14 protein-coding genes are annotated in these 14564 nt (G+C 61.4%); 11 read left to right on the top strand and 3 right to left on the bottom strand.

The window, feature by feature from the left end; all coding sequences use genetic code 11:
* Positions 1–40: 40 nt before the first annotated feature.
* On the bottom strand, positions 41–943 hold the full coding sequence (gene nhaR, locus BUA36_RS13705) for a transcriptional activator NhaR (RefSeq protein ID WP_072785343.1): 903 nt from the start codon (positions 941–943) through the stop codon (positions 41–43).
* 102 nt (positions 944–1045) lie between these two features.
* Here nhaR and BUA36_RS13700 point away from each other — a divergent pair, with 102 nt between their 5' ends.
* The 4 genes from BUA36_RS13700 to BUA36_RS13685 all read left to right on the top strand — a co-directional run bounded on the left by BUA36_RS13700 (position 1046) and on the right by BUA36_RS13685 (position 4076).
* A complete protein-coding gene (locus BUA36_RS13700) occupies positions 1046–2101 on the top strand; it encodes a DUF475 domain-containing protein (protein ID WP_072785341.1) in 1056 nt (351 codons plus the stop codon).
* 85 nt (positions 2102–2186) lie between these two features.
* Positions 2187–2762: a TerD family protein gene (locus BUA36_RS13695; protein WP_072785339.1), complete on the top strand. Its 576-nt coding sequence runs from the start codon at positions 2187–2189 to the stop codon at positions 2760–2762.
* Positions 2763–2786: 24 nt separating this feature from the next.
* Complete coding sequence (locus BUA36_RS13690) at positions 2787–3485, top strand: TIGR00266 family protein (protein WP_072785337.1); 699 nt, start codon at positions 2787–2789, stop codon at positions 3483–3485.
* A 9-nt stretch (positions 3486–3494) separates the two neighbouring features.
* Entirely contained in the window at positions 3495–4076 is a 582-nt protein-coding gene (locus BUA36_RS13685) for a TerD family protein (protein WP_072785335.1), read from the top strand.
* Between the two features lie 238 nt (positions 4077–4314).
* Here BUA36_RS13685 and BUA36_RS13680 read toward each other — a convergent pair whose 3' ends face one another.
* Complete coding sequence (locus tag BUA36_RS13680) at positions 4315–5604, bottom strand: porin (RefSeq protein WP_229215684.1); 1290 nt, start codon at positions 5602–5604, stop codon at positions 4315–4317.
* Between the two features lie 241 nt (positions 5605–5845).
* Between BUA36_RS13680 and BUA36_RS13675 the strand changes: the two genes are divergently transcribed.
* The 7 genes from BUA36_RS13675 (at position 5846) to BUA36_RS13645 (ending at position 14120) form a co-directional block, all read left to right on the top strand.
* A complete protein-coding gene (locus BUA36_RS13675; protein WP_072785331.1) occupies positions 5846–7264 on the top strand; it encodes an MFS transporter in 1419 nt (472 codons plus the stop codon).
* Positions 7265–7281: 17 nt separating this feature from the next.
* The gene (locus tag BUA36_RS13670; RefSeq protein WP_072785329.1) at positions 7282–8100 is read left to right on the top strand and encodes an HDOD domain-containing protein; all 819 of its coding nucleotides are present in this window, start codon (positions 7282–7284) and stop codon (positions 8098–8100) included.
* Positions 8101–8230: 130 nt separating this feature from the next.
* The gene (locus BUA36_RS13665) at positions 8231–8989 is read left to right on the top strand and encodes a FadR/GntR family transcriptional regulator (protein WP_072785327.1); all 759 of its coding nucleotides are present in this window, start codon (positions 8231–8233) and stop codon (positions 8987–8989) included.
* A gap of 141 nt (positions 8990–9130) precedes the next feature.
* Positions 9131–10042 (top strand): 5-dehydro-4-deoxyglucarate dehydratase, encoded by a 912-nt coding sequence (gene kdgD / locus BUA36_RS13660; RefSeq protein WP_072785324.1) that lies wholly within the window; start codon positions 9131–9133, stop codon positions 10040–10042.
* 71 nt (positions 10043–10113) lie between these two features.
* Positions 10114–11691: an aldehyde dehydrogenase (NADP(+)) gene (locus BUA36_RS13655; protein WP_072785322.1), complete on the top strand. Its 1578-nt coding sequence runs from the start codon at positions 10114–10116 to the stop codon at positions 11689–11691.
* Entirely contained in the window at positions 11679–12557 is an 879-nt protein-coding gene (locus BUA36_RS13650) for an SMP-30/gluconolactonase/LRE family protein (RefSeq protein WP_072785319.1), read from the top strand. Before BUA36_RS13655 ends, BUA36_RS13650 begins: the two co-directional genes overlap by 13 nt.
* 96 nt (positions 12558–12653) lie before the next feature.
* Positions 12654–14120, top strand: coding sequence for a glycoside hydrolase family 43 protein (locus tag BUA36_RS13645; RefSeq protein ID WP_229255701.1), 1467 nt, complete (start codon positions 12654–12656; stop codon positions 14118–14120).
* Here BUA36_RS13645 and BUA36_RS13640 read toward each other — a convergent pair.
* Positions 14110–14556, bottom strand: a complete 447-nt coding sequence (locus BUA36_RS13640; protein ID WP_072785317.1) for a hypothetical protein — start codon at positions 14554–14556, stop codon at positions 14110–14112. The genes BUA36_RS13645 and BUA36_RS13640 overlap by 11 nt on opposite strands.
* Positions 14557–14564 lie beyond the last annotated feature (8 nt).

Below are 14564 nucleotides of genomic sequence, written 5' to 3'. Positions count from 1 at the left end.
AGCGCAAATTCGACTATTTTTCCTGCGAGAAACCAGCGAGTTAGGCGAAGAGGCCGGAGTGGACTGCGTTGAGGATGGCTTCAATTGCCGGGTGAGTGATTTTGCGGGCGTTGGAGATGGCGTAGAAGTGCTCGCGCAATTCGGGCGCATCGCCGACCAGAACGGCGCCGAACTGGTCTTCGATGTCCTGCGCCAGTGCGGAGGGTGCGAAGAACAAGCCCAGGCCGTTGCGTCCGAAGGTGTTGAGCATGGCGTTGTCTTCAAACTCGGCAACGATTTCGGGCCGTACTTTACGCTCGACCAGCCAGGCGTCGATGCGGCCGCGCAGAGCGTTGTTGCGGGTCGGGAGCAGCAGTGGCGCACCGTGCAGGCTCTCTGGAAAGTTGCGGCGGTATTTGCGCGCCAGGCGCGGTACGCCAAACAATTTCATGTCGCTTTCACCCAGCAGGTGGCTGAATACCTTGAGGCTGCCGCCTGCGCGCACGGTGCGGTCGGTCAGTACGACGTCCAGCTTGCCCAGCGCCAGGTCGGCCAGCAGGTTTTCAAATTCGTCTTCCATGCAGACCAGGCGCACCTGCGTGTCCATGATCTGGGTGGCTTGCAGCAGGCGGTAGGCGATCAGCTTGGGCAGCGAGTCGGAGATGCCGACAGTGAGGCGCATCTTGCCGTTATCCGCTTCTTCCAGTGCGTCCTGCAACTGTTCGCCCAGCAGGAAGATCTGGTCGCAATAGCTCAGCGCCTTTCTGCCCGCTTCAGTGGGGACGAGGCGGCGCCCTTGCGGTTCCAGCAGCTGTTTTCCAATCGATTGCTCCAGCGATGCCAGCTGCATGCTGATGGTTTGCACGGCCAGGCCGAGACGCTCGGCAGCACGTGTGACGCCGCCTTCCTTGGCCACCATCCAGAAGAAGTACAGGTGACGAAAGTTCAGTGTGCTGTTTTTCATGGTTCGTTTTTTACGAAGTAATACTTCAATTATCTTCTATTTTTCAAAATGTCGGATTTCTTTACACTGCGTTGCATCGATTAATAACTACGAGAGAAAACGATGAAGCATTTCAGAATTTCTTTCCTCGTCAGCTTTATCTGCCTTGCGGTGGCTGGCTGGTGGGGCTATGCACTGGCAGGGTGGGGTGGGGCGCTGTCCGCCTTTGGTATCGCGCTGATCCTGGCGGCGATGGAGGTCTCGCTGTCCTTCGATAACGCGGTGGTCAACGCCTCGGTATTGAAGAACTGGGACGAGTACTGGCAGAAGCTGTTCCTTGGCGTCGGCATCATCATCGCGGTGTTCGGTATGCGGCTGATCTTCCCGCTGGTGATTGTGGCGGTGGCCGCTGACATCAGCATCATGGATGTGTGGACGCTGGCCTTGAATGATCCGAAAACGTATTCGATGCACCTGACGAATCACCACGCTGAAGTGGCGGCATTCGGCGGCATGTTCCTGCTGCTGGTGTTCCTGAACTTCCTGCTGGACCACGAGAAGGAAACCCACTGGCTGGGTAACTTCGAGAAGAAACTGGGCTCGCTGGGCAAGATGTCCTCGATCTCCGTGATGATCGCGCTGGGCGTGCTGCTGGGCTGTATGGGTCTGGTCAGCGAAGGCCAGAAGCTGGTGGTGCTGATCTCGGGTCTGTGGGGCATTCTGATCTACGTCGGTGTTGACGGTATCAGCAGCCTGCTGGAGAAGGAAGAAGAAGGCGGCGGCAACGTCGGCGACATGGTCAAGAAGGGTGGTATTGGCGGCTTCCTGTACCTGGAAGTGCTGGATGCCTCGTTCAGTTTCGATGGTGTGATTGGCGCGTTTGCGATTACCACGGACGTTGTGATCATCATGCTGGGCCTGGCGATTGGCGCGATGTTTGTCCGCTCGATGACGATTTATCTGGTGAAGAAGGGCACGCTCGACCAGTTCCTGTACCTGGAACACGGCGCCCACTACGCGATCGGTATTCTGGCCGCGATCATGTTGGCAAGCATGAAGTTTCATGTGCCTGAGATCTTCACTGGCTTGATTGGTGTGGCGTTTATCGGAGCGTCGGTGTGGTCGTCCATACGTCACCGCCGCAAGCAGGAAGCCACGGCTGCTATCGCAGCAGCGTAAAGAATCCGGCGGGCCGTTTTATACGGACAACGGCTCGCCGCCTGGTAGTACCCAAAGTCCGGTTTTCATTTAAGGAGTATCAAAAATGGCAATCAGTCTGCAAAAAGGCGGCAACGTCAATCTGAGCAAAGAAGCACCTGGCCTGACCAAGATCGTGGTCGGCCTGGGTTGGGATGTGCGTGCAACCGACGGTAACGCTTTCGACCTGGATGGCTCGGCCTTCCTGTTGAAAGTGGACGGCAAGGTCCGCACCGACAGTGACTTCATCTTCTACAACAACCTTAAATCGACCGACCAGTCGGTGGCTCACTCGGGTGACAACCGTACCGGCGACGGCGATGGCGACGACGAAACCGTCACCATTGACCTGACCAAGGTGCCGGCCGATGTGGAGCGTATCGCGATCTGCGCCACCATCCACGAAGGCGATGCACGCCGCCAGAACTTCGGCATGGTGCAGAAGGCTTTCATCCGCACGGTGAATGCTGGCAGCAATGCGGAAATCGCCCGCTACGACCTGTCGGAAGACAGCTCGACCGAGTCGGCCATGATCTTTGGCGAGGTATATCGCAACGGTGGCGATTGGAAGTTCAAGGCGGTTGGTCAGGGCTTTAAAGGCGGTCTCGGTCCTCTGGCTGGTTCGTTCGGCGTAGGCGTTTAATCATTCAGGAAAGGACTCGCAATCATGCCTGTATTTACGATCACTGGTGACGTCGATCCATTCCTGCATGTGTCGATGCGCCAGGGAGAAAAAATCTACTGCGAATCGGACGCGATGGTGATGATGGAATCGGCGCTCGACTTGAAGGGCAAGATCACTGGTGGCATCGGCGCAGCGATCATGCGCCGCTTCGCCAACGGCGAGTCCTTCTTCCAGCAGCATATCGAGGCGGTGCGTGGCGGTGGCGATTGTCTGCTGGCGCCGACCCTGCCGGGTGCAATGCAGGTGCTGGATGTCGGCAACCAGCAGTACATGCTCAGTGACGGCGCGTTTGTCGCCGCCACTTCCGGCGTGGAACTCAAGGTGCGTACGCAAAGCCTGGGCAATGCCCTGTTCGCGCAAAGCGGCGGCTTTTTCATCACCGAGACCAGCGGCGTCGGTCAGGTGGCGGTGTCCGGCTTCGGCGGCATCTCGCAGCTCGAGGTGGAGCCGGGGCGTGACATCATTATCGATAACTCGCATGTGGTGGCTTGGGATAGCGCTTTGCGCTACGAGATCTCGGTCACCACCGGCGGCAATAGCGGATTCCTCAGCAATCTGGTGAACAGCCAGACCAGCGGCGAGGGCATGGTGCTGCGATTTTCGGGCAAAGGCAAGGCGCTGATTTGCTCGCGTAACAGCACTTCGTTCCAGGCCTGGCTGCTGCGTCAATCCGCGCAATAAGGAGTAACTATGTCAGTCAATTTGAGCAAGGGCCAGAAGATCTCTCTGGAGAAGGAAGCTGGCGGCGCATTGGGCCGCGTGACGATGGGCCTGGGCTGGGATGCCATCAAGTCCAAGGGTTTCCTGGGTTTTGGCGCCAAGACCGAAGCGGTCGATCTGGATGCGTCCTGTGTGATGTTTGATGAAGGCCATCGTCCGGTGGACGTGATCTTCTTCCGTCAGCTGAAGAGCAAGGATGGCAGCATTGTGCACACGGGCGACAACCGCACCGGCGCTGGCGATGGCGACGATGAGCAGATCAATGTCGATCTGAACGCCGTGCCTTCGAGCGTCAAGAGCCTGGTGTTCACGGTGAACAGCTTTACCGGCCAGACGTTTGCGCAGGTAGAGAACGCGTACTGCCGTCTGCTGGACGCGGCGAATGGCCGCGAAGTGGCGCGTTTCAATCTGTCGGTGCAAGGTCCGCACTCGGCGCAGATCATGGCCAAGGTCTACCGCCACAACGGCGAATGGAAGATGCACGCCATCGGCGAGAACGGCAATGGCCGCACCTTTGATGATCTGCTGCCGCAGATTGCGACCCACTTATAAGATTTTCAGCTGTGTGTCTTTAACGGAGTACTGTACCGGCAGTGCTCCGTTTTTTTTTCGCCCGATAAACTCGCATTGACGCATGCTTTTCGTGCTTTCATGCGTTTCTTTTTTACGGCCTAGACAAAGAAATCGACTGGTCGGCGCAGCCAAGCTTCTGCGACAAAGAGTTGGCTGGAGTGATGCGCTGCCAGCGGCGCAATCGTTGAAGCGCCTGCTGGGCAGCGGTTGAAGTGCTTTAGAACGAGTGGCGGATACCGAGACTCAGCATCGTGGTGCGTGCGTCGATGTTTTGGCCGGCGCCAGAGAACAGCGGCACTTCCTGCGTCCCGAGCGGGATCAGGATCGCTGCCGGACCACCCGCCAGCGGCAGCGGCGTTGCGCTGCTCACCACCACGTTACCGCGTTTATCCTTGATGCCGCCGAAGCGCGTATAGATCGCCGTGCGTTTGGAGAAGTTATAGTCCACGCCCAGCATCACGCCGCGATCCTTGCCCCGGGTGTAGTTGGTGAATTTGGAATCGAGGAAGATCGCCGTCAGGTCAAACGCGCCAACCGGATGTTTGACGGTGGCCGACCAGGTACGCACTTCAGGATCGGTATTCCCGCGCAGGGTGAACTGGGCATTGTGGCCAGCGACAGCCACCGTGGTGCCGGCGCCCGGGAAGGTGTATTTGGCCGAGACCATGTAGGACGTGAAGTGTTCACCGTAGAACAGCGGCACCAGCGTGGAGCCGGACACCACGCCAATCGGCACGTTGTCGAAGTTGTTGCGATGGTAGGAACCCAGTGCTGTCAGGTTCTCGGTGCGGTAGGCCAGCATGGCGCCGGTGGTTTTACCGCGGCCGCTCGGCGTTTCGCTGCCGGCGGTCGCACCGCCGACAATCTGGCCGGTACCCGGCGTTGCCACTGGCGTCGACGATGTCGCGATCGAGCGCGCGGCGCTGATGCCGGTGCCGATACCCGAGTTGGTGGCATACGACAGGATCGCCGTCCATGGTCCCTGTTTAAGCGCATAGCTGATCTGGTTATCCTGCCAGGTCTGCACGGTGTTGACCACCAGGCCTGCGCCGAAGAAGTCCGTGCTGCCCAGCGCTTCTGGCGTCACCAGATAGTAGGCGATCAGCATTGGGCTGGCCTGGCGGCCGATTTTGATTTCGCCGCCTGGCGTGGTCAGGCCGACATACGCCTGGCGGCCGAACAGCCGGCCATCGTTGGCGGTACTGCCGTTATCGATGGTGACGCCGCCTTCCAGCACGAACAGGCCGCGGTAGCCGCCTCCCAGATCTTCCACGCCTTTAAAGCCGATATTGCTCTGGCGCGTATGCGATGGACTGATGCGCGTGGCGACACTGGCGGGAGCGGCGATGCTGTTGGGGACTGGGGTAGAACCACTGACGCCGAATACGGTGCCCTGGACATTGCCTTGGCCTTTATCGATACGGTCCCAGCCCACATCAAGGGTGCCGTACATGGTGACTGAGGATTGCGCGGCGGCTTGGCCGGCAAACAGGGCGAGTGCGGACATGCATGCTGCGTAAGCGGCATTTCTCTTCATGAGTGGTTCTCCTGTCGTTGTTTATGCTTGTAGTACGACTCTATAGCAGAGTTGAGGAATTGGCACGTGTGTTCTTCTTTTAACGTGCATTGATCGTGGCATTAAAAACACACTAAACGATATGAACGATTACTTCGCGTTTGCAAGCGAGCGTGCGGAAAAAATTGTGCAGCGCGGCTAAAATGGCGCATTCACGCAAGCAGGATGCGATATGCAGAGCAGCACGCAGTCGCCGGTGAACCGCAGGTGGATCGCCTTGCTGGTCGCTGGCGCATTCTTTATGGAGAATCTGGACGGCACGGTCATCACAACCGCCGTGCCGGACATCGCCCACGCGTTTGGCGTGGCGCCGCTGGCCTTGAATGTCGGCGTCAGCGCATACCTGCTGACGCTGGGTGTATTCATTCCGATCAGCGGCTGGGTGGCGGAGCGCTTGGGCGCGCGCCGCGTATTCGCTGCGGCGCTGGCGATCTTCACACTGGCTTCAGTGCTGTGCGGGATGGCGGACACGCTCACGGAATTCGTCTGGCTGCGCGTGCTGCAAGGCGCCGGTGGTGCGATGATGGTGCCGGTCGGCCGCCTGGTGGTGCTGAATAACACGCCCAAGGAAAAGCTCATCGCGGTCATCGCCACGCTCACCTGGCCGGCGCTGGTGGCGCCGGTGCTGGGGCCACCGGTGGGGGGCTTCATCACCAGCTACGCAAGCTGGCGCTGGATCTTTTATCTGAACCTGCCGCTGGGCGTGCTGGCACTGGCGGCAGCGTGGTGGCTGATCCCGGACACCCGCGCTGCCGGCAAGCGGCCGTTTGACTGGCCGGGTTTTCTGCTGAGCGGCAGCGCGTTGTTCCTGCTGACCTGGGGCGCGGAAGTGATCGGCGGCCAGCATCCCGACTCGCGCGAGGCAGGCGGCTGCCTGCTGATGGGGGCATTGCTGCTCATCGCGCTGGGCTGGCACTTGAAACGTGCCGCACATCCGCTCATCGACTTGTCTTCGTTTGCGATTCCGACGTTCTCCATCACGATCATCGGCGGCTCGCTGTTCCGCATGGCGATAGGCGCCGTGCCTTTCCTGCTGCCGCTGATGTTCCAGCTGGGTTTTGGCCTGGACGCCTTCCATTCCGGCCTGCTGGTGATTGCCGTCTTTGCCGGCAATCTGATGATGAAGCCCGCCACCACGCCGATCCTGCGCCGCTTCGGCTTCAAGCCGGTGATCCTGGTGAACGGCCTGACCAATGTGAGCGCGCTGGCCGCTTGCGCATGGCTGACGCCAGCCACGCCGGTGTGGCTGATCGCGGCCGTGCTGTTTGTCGGCGGCCTGACGCGGTCGATGCAATTCAGCGCGCTCAATACGATCGCGTTTGCCGATGTGCCGCAGGCGCGCATGGCAGCGGCCAATACCTTGTTCAGTACCGCCTTCCAGGTCGCGCTGGGATTGGGTGTGGCGCTGGGGGCGACGAGTGTGCGGGTCGGGCATTGGAGCGCGCAGCAGCTGGGTATTGCCGACTGGCCTGCCATCGATTACCGGCTGGCTTTTCTGCTGGTGGCGCTGGTCAGTTTGCTGGGCCTGGCGGATGCGCTGCGGCTGGCGCCGGACGCCGGCGAGCAAGTTGCAAGGGGTGCCGGCCGGTAAAGCGTTATAATGTTTCCATGGAAAAACTAAGAGACTTCTCGCAGATCGTCGCGCAGGCTGCGCGTGGCGAGCTGGTCTTCCCGACCAGTGTGAATGCGGCCTTGCGCCTGCAGCTGGCGTTGGCCGATCCTGATTGCGAGATGGACGACGTGATCCGCAAGGTGCTGGGCGAGCCCTTGCTGGCCGCGCGCACCGTGGCGCTGGCCAATGCAGCCGTGTTCAACCGCAGCGGCACGCCGGTCACCAGCGTGCGCGCGGCAGTGCAGCGCGTGGGATATCGCAATCTGTACACCATGGCTGCGGCGATGGTGGTGCGCCAGTTCGGCGCCCGCATCCGCGACGACAGGCTGCGCGCGCAGGCGGATCTGCTGTGGCGCCACACGGCCCACGTGGCGGCGCTGGCGCATGTGGTAGGCCGCAAGCTGACCGCCACCGATCCCGATACGGCGCTGTTTGCCGGCATTGTGCACGAGGCCGGCGGTTTCTACCTGCTGTCGCGCGCCGACGAGATTCCCGGCCTGCTGGACGATCCGGCCGAGTGGATGGGCGCAGCGCAGGAAATCATCTCGCGCGAGATCATGAAAAAGATGGCGATACCGGAGCCGGTCGCCCAGGCCATCGTGTCGCTGCGCGGCGCCACGCTGACGCCGCCGCCGCTGGGCCTGCGCGATACGCTGCTGATTGCCAAGCGCCTGGCGCCGGTACGTTCACCGTTCACGGCGGGCCAGGACAGTCCATCGCTGGCGGGCTTTGTCGACGACAACGCCTTGCTCGACCAGATCCTGCTGGAATCCTCCGACGAAGCCGCCTCCATGAGCGCAGCGCTACTAGTTTAAGTTTTCGCCTCTAAATTGTGGCGAAAATGATGTTGAAGATACAATTTGGTCCGAAACTCTGGCAATATGCGCAGCGCGGTACACATCAATGCGTGTATCCTAATAGTCGTCATACAACAGTAAAACAGCCATGAATCAGACCGTATCAGTATCCGCCGCGCCTGCCGCGCCAGCCCTTGTGCCTAAAAAGAAGCATCGCAACCTCGCCCAGGGCGTGGTGGAGAGCTTCACTTCCAGCATCCAGGCCGGCACGCTGAAGCCGGGCGAAAAGCTGCCGACCGAGTCCGTCATCATGGAAATGCACGGCGTCAGCCGCACCGTGGTGCGCGAGGCGATCTCGCATCTGCAGGCCGCCGGCCTGGTGCAGACCCGCCACGGCATCGGCACCTTTGTGCTGGAGCCGCAGCCGGCCAACCTGTTCTCGTCCGATACCATCCGCACCATCGGCGATGTGCTGGCCATCCTGGAGCTGCGTATCAGCCTGGAAACGGAAGCCGCCTGGCTGGCCGCCACGCGCCGCACGGAAGAGCAGGTGCAGCAGATGGAAGCGGCCTTGAAACGGATCGTCACGTCGCAAAACCGGGCCGGGGCAGTGGAGTCGGATAAGGCCTTTCACCTGCTGATCGCGCAGGCCACCGGCAACCGTTATTTTGTCGATATCCTGAGCGATCTTGGCAACACCATCATTCCGCGTGCCCGTCTGGACTCGGCACAGCTGACGCATGACGATCCGGTGGCCTACCAGGAGCGCGTCAACCGCGAGCACGACGACATCTACAACGCCATCCTGCGCAAGGATGCGGAAGCGGCGCGCGCCGCCATGCGTACCCACCTGAGCAACAGCCGCGAGCGCCTGCGTCGCGCCCAGCAGGAAGCCGGCAACGCCTGATCCCTCCCATTTGCTGAGGTAGCGGTTTGACGGTTTTCGTTAAATCGCTTGCATCCTTACAGATCTAGTTGTACGATGTCATACAACGCGACACGGAATGGGTCGCCTTCATCCTCACCAGACGTCAATATGGAGACTGTAATGCAACCGAATGACCTGAAAAAAATCCTTTCCTCCGGCCTGCTGTCGTTCCCGGTCACTGACTTTGACGCCGAAGGCAACTTCCGCAAGTCGACCTACATTGAGCGTCTGGAATGGCTGGCTCCCTACGGCGCCAGCGCGCTGTTCGCCGCCGGCGGTACCGGCGAGTTCTTCTCGCTGACCCCGCAGGAATTCCCGGAAATCATCAAGACCGCAGTGGACACCTGCCGTGGCCAGGTGCCGATTCTGGCTGGCGTTGGCGGCCCGACCCGTGTCGCTGCCGCGTACGCCAAGGAAGCCGAGAAGGCCGGCGCACAAGGCCTGCTGCTGCTGCCGCACTACCTGACCGAAGCCTCGCAGGACGGCCTGATCGAACACGTGGCGGAAGTCTGCAAGGCCACCAGCCTGGGCGTGGTGGTGTACAACCGCGCCAACTGCCGCCTGAGCCCAACCTCGCTGGCGATTCTGGCCGACCGTTGCCCGAACCTCATCGGCTTCAAGGACGGCATCGGTGACATCGAACTGATGGTGTCGATCTGGCGCAAGATGGGCGACCGCTTCAGCTACCTGGGCGGCCTGCCAACTGCGGAAGTGTATGCCGCTGCCTACAAGGCGCTGGGCACGCCGGTGTACTCGTCGGCCGTGTTCAACTTCATGCCGAAACTGGCGATGGATTTTTACCACGCTGTGGCGTCGGACAACAAAGCCGAGCAGAACCGCATGCTGGACGAATTCTTCCTGCCGTACCTGGAAATCCGCAATCGCAAGGCCGGTTATGCCGTTTCCATCGTAAAAGCTGGTGCAAAACTCGCAGGCCACGATGCAGGCCCGGTCCGTGCGCCGCTGACCGATCTGAACGGCGAAGAAATCGAGATGCTGCATAAGCTGATGCTGAAGCAAGGCGCCCAGTAATCCGCTAAGCTTACGGAAAAATCAAATCAAAGCGCGGCTACGACCGCGCTTTTCATACATAAGGAGTCAACATGCAAGTAGTAGGCGAAATGATCATCGGCCGCAATGCGGTCCTGGGTAAGGAAGGCACGATGAAAGCCATCGACCCATCGCGTAACGCGGAAATCGAACCGGCGTTCGGCCTGGCCAGTGCCGCCGACCTGCAACGCGCCTGCGAACTGGCAGATGCCGCTTTCGATGCGTACCGCGCCACCGGTCTGGAAGCGCGCGCAAAATTCCTGGAAACCATCGCTGACCGCATCATGGATCTGGGTCCTGCGCTGATCGAGCGCGCCATGCAGGAAACCGGTCTGCCGCAAGCGCGCCTGGAAGGCGAGCGTGGCCGCACCTGCAACCAGCTGCGCCTGTTCGCCAAGGTGGTGCGCGATGGCCGCTTCCAATCCGCGACGCTGGATAGCGCATTGCCTGACCGCGCACCGGCGCCACGTCCGGACCTGCGCCTGCGTAAAATCGGCCTCGGCCCGGTCGCAGTGTTCGGCGCGTCGAACTTCCCGCTGGCGTTCTCGGTGGCGGGCGGCGATACCGCGTCGGCACTGGCAGCCGGTTGCCCGGTCGTGGTGAAAGCCCACTCGGCGCACCTGGGCACGTCGGAGCTGGTCGGCAAGGCAGTCGCCCAGGCCGCTGCTGAATGCAATATGCCGGAAGGCGTGTTCTCCATGCTGATCGGTTCGGGCCAGACCATCGGCCAGAACCTGGTGGCGCATCCGGCGATCAAGGCCGTGGGCTTCACCGGCTCGCGCGCTGGCGGTATCGCACTCATGAAAACCGCCGCCGCACGTAAGGAACCTATCCCTGTGTACGCAGAAATGAGCTCGATCAATCCGGTGTTCCTGCTGCCAGGCGCACTGGATAACGCCAAGCTGCCGCAGGCGTTTGCCGATTCGCTGACGCTGGGCTCCGGCCAGTTCTGCACCAACCCGGGCCTGCTGATCGGCCTGAAGTCGGACAAGCTGCAAGCTTTCGTGGACGGCGCCGCCGGCACCATCGGCGCCAAGCCTGCGACCACCATGCTGACCCCTGGTATTCACAAGGCGTACACCAGCGGCGTGAAAGGCCTGGCGGGCGTGGACGGCGTGCAGCAGGTTGCGGCCGGTCAGACCAATGATCTGCCATGCGGCGCGCAAGCGTTCCTGTACCAGGTGGAAGCCAAGCGCTTCCTGAGCGACGCTGCGCTGGAAGGCGAAATCTTTGGCCCAGCCTCGCTGCTGGTGGTCGCTGACAACGAGGAAGAGCTGCTGGCGGTGGCGGAACACGTGGAAGGCCAGTTGACCGCCGCCGTGCACGCAACCGCTGACGACAAGGCGCTGGCGGCCAGGCTGCTGCCGGTGCTGGAACGTAAGGTTGGCCGCATCCTGTTCAATGGCTTTGGCACTGGGGTTGAAGTGTCGCACGCCATGGTGCATGGCGGTCCGTTCCCATCGACCTCGGACAGCCGGACGACGTCGGTAGGCGCATCGGCCATCGACCGCTTCCTGCGTCCGGTGTGCTATCAGGACGTGCCTGCGTACCTGCTGCCCGAAGCGCTGGCGGACAATAATCCGCAGCAGATTCCCCGTGTGGTCAACGGCGATCTGGTATGGAACGCGTAAGCGGCGTTAGCTGCACGGTGGGCGAAAGCCCCACCTGGAATGCGGCCGAAGGCGCCTGGTACTGGGTGGATATTCCGGCCAGGCGCGTATGGCGCATGGATGGCGCCAGCGGCGCCGCCCGCTCCTGGGACAACGCCGAGATGGTCGCCTGCGTGTCGGCGAAGGCCGGCGGTGGACTGATTGCGGGCATGGAGACGGGCATCTTCAGCCTGGAGCTGGGCGCAGAGCCTGCCGCCAGGGCGATCAAGCTGGCGACGCCGGTTTCCGGCCTGGGCGAAGGCATGCGCTTCAACGATGGCCGTTGCGATCGTCAAGGTCGCTTCTGGAGCGGCACCATGTTCATGGACATGGGCGCCGCCCGGCCAGTGGGACAGTTGTTCCGCTACGATGCGGCGCGCGGTATTTCGGCGCCGTTTGTGTCGGAGCTGATTACGCAGAACGGCACGGCGTTTTCGCCGGATGGCCGCACCATGTATCTGTCAGACTCGCATCCCACGCGTCGCATGGTGTGGGCGTTCGACTATGACATCGACGACGGCGTGCCAGGCAATCGCCGCGTGTTTGCCGACATGACGTCCTATGCGGGCCGTCCTGACGGCGCGGCGGTGGATGCTGATGGCTGCTACTGGATCTGCGGGAACGATGGCGGCTGTGTGCTACGCTTTACGCCGGACGGCAAGCTGGATCGCCGTATCGATGTGCCGATGCTGAAGCCGTCCATGTGTGCCTTCGGCGGCAAGGATCTGGAGACGCTGCTGGTCACCTCCATCGTCTCCGGCAAGCCGGAAGACGCGGAGTGGGGCGGCGCGGTCGTGATGCTGCGCCCTGGAGTGAAGGGCGTCGCTGAAACCTTGTTTGGTGCATGACGATGGGGCGGATACTGACACGGTGTCTGCCCTTTTTGTTTTGCGGCCTTGCTGGCCGCCTGTAGCACCGCGCCTGTCGCGCAATATCAGAATCCCGTGATACATGCGGACTACTCCGATCCGGATGTGATTCGCGTCGGCGAAAAGTATTACCTGGTTTCTTCAAGCTTCAATAATGCACCTGGACTGCCGCTGCTGGAGTCGCGGGACATGGTCAACTGGACGCTGGTTGGTCACGCATTGCCGCAGTTGATACCAGCGGAAGTCTTCGCCAGGCCGCAGCATGGCAAAGGCGTGTGGGCGCCATGCCTGCGCTATCACGATGGCAAATTCTGGATCTTCTATCCTGATCCGGATTTTGGCATCTATGTGATGACTGCGACCTCGTTCGCCGGACCATGGTCCGCGCCGAATCTGCTGACCGCCGGCAAAGGCCTGATTGATCCGGCACCGCTGTGGGATGAAGACGGTCAGGCCTATCTGCTGCACGCATGGGCCAGAAGCCGCGCAGGTTTTGCCAACGTGCTGACCTTGCGCCGCATGGCGCCGGATGGGAGCCGTCTGCTGGACGACAAGGGCACGGTAATCATCGACGGTAACAAGCTGCCCAAGTACACCACGCTGGAAGGCCCCAAGTTCTATCGGCGTGATGGCTACTACTACGTGTTTGCGCCAGCCGGCGGTGTTGAGCATGGATGGCAGTCGGTGTTCCGCTCGCGTAGCGTGTATGGTCCATACGAGGACCGCATCGTCATGGCACAAGGCAGTTCGCCGGTGAACGGACCGCATCAGGGTGCGTGGGTGCAAACGCCCCAAGGCGAAGACTGGTTCATGCACTTCCAGGACCAGCGCGCGTATGGCCGCGTGGTCCATTTGCAGCCCATGGTCTGGCGCGATGGCTGGCCATTGATCGGGAAAGATGTGGGCGGCAGCGCCGGCCAGCCTGTAGCGCGCTATCGCCTGCCGGTGACCGGGCAGGCGGTCGCCACGCTGCCCACCAGCGATGAGTTCAACGATGCTGCGCTGGGTCTGCAATGGCAGTGGAATGCGAACTGGCAGCAGTCATGGTATGCGCTGGGCGACGGGCATTTGCGTTTGTTTGGTCAGCCGCGTACGACCAATCTGTGGGACGTGCCATCGCTGCTGCTGCAGAAACTGCCGGCGCAGATGTTCACTGTCACAACCAAAGTCGATGCCTCTGGTTTGGTGGAGGGCGGTGTTGGTGGCCTCGTCATGTACGGCGCCGATTACGCGTGGCTCGGCACCCGTCGCACGGATGGTAAGACGCAGCTGGCGCTGGTCAGCTGCTACAAGGCGGACCAGAACTGCCACGAGCAGCAAGAAGCAGGCGCGGAGCTGCCATCGCCGCAGGTCTGGTTGCGCATGCAGGTGCTGGCGAACGGCGTGACGCAGTTTTCGTATAGCGTTGACGGCGACAAGTACATCCCTATCGGCGCCCAGTTCACCGCCAGGATGGGCCGCTGGGTCGGTGCGCAAATGGGCCTGTTCGGCGCCGGTGACGCCGGGCACATCGACATCGACTACTTCCGCGTCAGTCCTTGACGTACATTTCGCTAAAGGCTTCGTAGGAGTCGGTGGTGATGGTCCACTGCCCGCGATAGGGCAGCACCATGGCGCCGTTGATGTATTTCGCCTCGGGGAATTCGAGACCGTTGGCGGATGGTTTCATGGTGCCGTGACTGAAGCCGCCGCCATTTTCAACATACAGATAGGCGACGATCTTGGCCGCTGAGTCGTAGTAGTACAGCGTCTCGCCAACGTAGTCCGGCTTGCCCGGTGTCCGCACGGTGTGGACATCGCGCAGCGCGTGTCCGTCCAGCGCCCACTGGAAGCAATGCTCGTCCGTCTGCTTCCCGTCCGGGAACTCTCCCTTCCAGCAATGACCTGCCAGAAAAGCCATCGGCTTCAATGCCTCGGCAGGCGCCGCCTGGGCGATGGCGGCGGATGAAAGCAACAGCAGCGGGAGCAGTGGACGCATGGCAGGCC

The sequence above is a fragment of the Duganella sacchari genome (assembly GCF_900143065.1).
GTDB classification, from domain to species: Bacteria; Pseudomonadota; Gammaproteobacteria; order Burkholderiales; family Burkholderiaceae_D; genus Rugamonas; species Rugamonas sacchari.
The sequence above is the reverse complement of the archived record's forward strand: the minus strand, read 5'-3'. Positions and strand labels throughout refer to the sequence as shown.

What these genes read in the sequence shown, in the direction of transcription:
- BUA36_RS13690 (WP_072785337.1), top strand. Translation starts at nt 2,787, where the DNA reads ATGCCTGTATTTACGATCACTGGTGACGTCGATCCATTCCTGCATGTG.
- BUA36_RS13640 (WP_072785317.1), bottom strand. Translation starts at nt 14,556, where the DNA reads ATGCGTCCACTGCTCCCGCTGCTGTTGCTTTCATCCGCCGCCATCGCC.
- BUA36_RS13680 (WP_229215684.1), bottom strand. Translation starts at nt 5,604, where the DNA reads ATGTCCGCACTCGCCCTGTTTGCCGGCCAAGCCGCCGCGCAATCCTCA.
- BUA36_RS13675 (WP_072785331.1), top strand. Translation starts at nt 5,846, where the DNA reads ATGCAGAGCAGCACGCAGTCGCCGGTGAACCGCAGGTGGATCGCCTTG.
- kdgD (WP_072785324.1), top strand. Translation starts at nt 9,131, where the DNA reads ATGCAACCGAATGACCTGAAAAAAATCCTTTCCTCCGGCCTGCTGTCG.
- BUA36_RS13700 (WP_072785341.1), top strand. Translation starts at nt 1,046, where the DNA reads ATGAAGCATTTCAGAATTTCTTTCCTCGTCAGCTTTATCTGCCTTGCG.
- BUA36_RS13685 (WP_072785335.1), top strand. Translation starts at nt 3,495, where the DNA reads ATGTCAGTCAATTTGAGCAAGGGCCAGAAGATCTCTCTGGAGAAGGAA.
- BUA36_RS13695 (WP_072785339.1), top strand. Translation starts at nt 2,187, where the DNA reads ATGGCAATCAGTCTGCAAAAAGGCGGCAACGTCAATCTGAGCAAAGAA.
- BUA36_RS13670 (WP_072785329.1), top strand. Translation starts at nt 7,282, where the DNA reads ATGGAAAAACTAAGAGACTTCTCGCAGATCGTCGCGCAGGCTGCGCGT.
- nhaR (WP_072785343.1), bottom strand. Translation starts at nt 943, where the DNA reads ATGAAAAACAGCACACTGAACTTTCGTCACCTGTACTTCTTCTGGATG.
- BUA36_RS13650 (WP_072785319.1), top strand. Translation starts at nt 11,679, where the DNA reads ATGGAACGCGTAAGCGGCGTTAGCTGCACGGTGGGCGAAAGCCCCACC.
- BUA36_RS13665 (WP_072785327.1), top strand. Translation starts at nt 8,231, where the DNA reads ATGAATCAGACCGTATCAGTATCCGCCGCGCCTGCCGCGCCAGCCCTT.
- BUA36_RS13655 (WP_072785322.1), top strand. Translation starts at nt 10,114, where the DNA reads ATGCAAGTAGTAGGCGAAATGATCATCGGCCGCAATGCGGTCCTGGGT.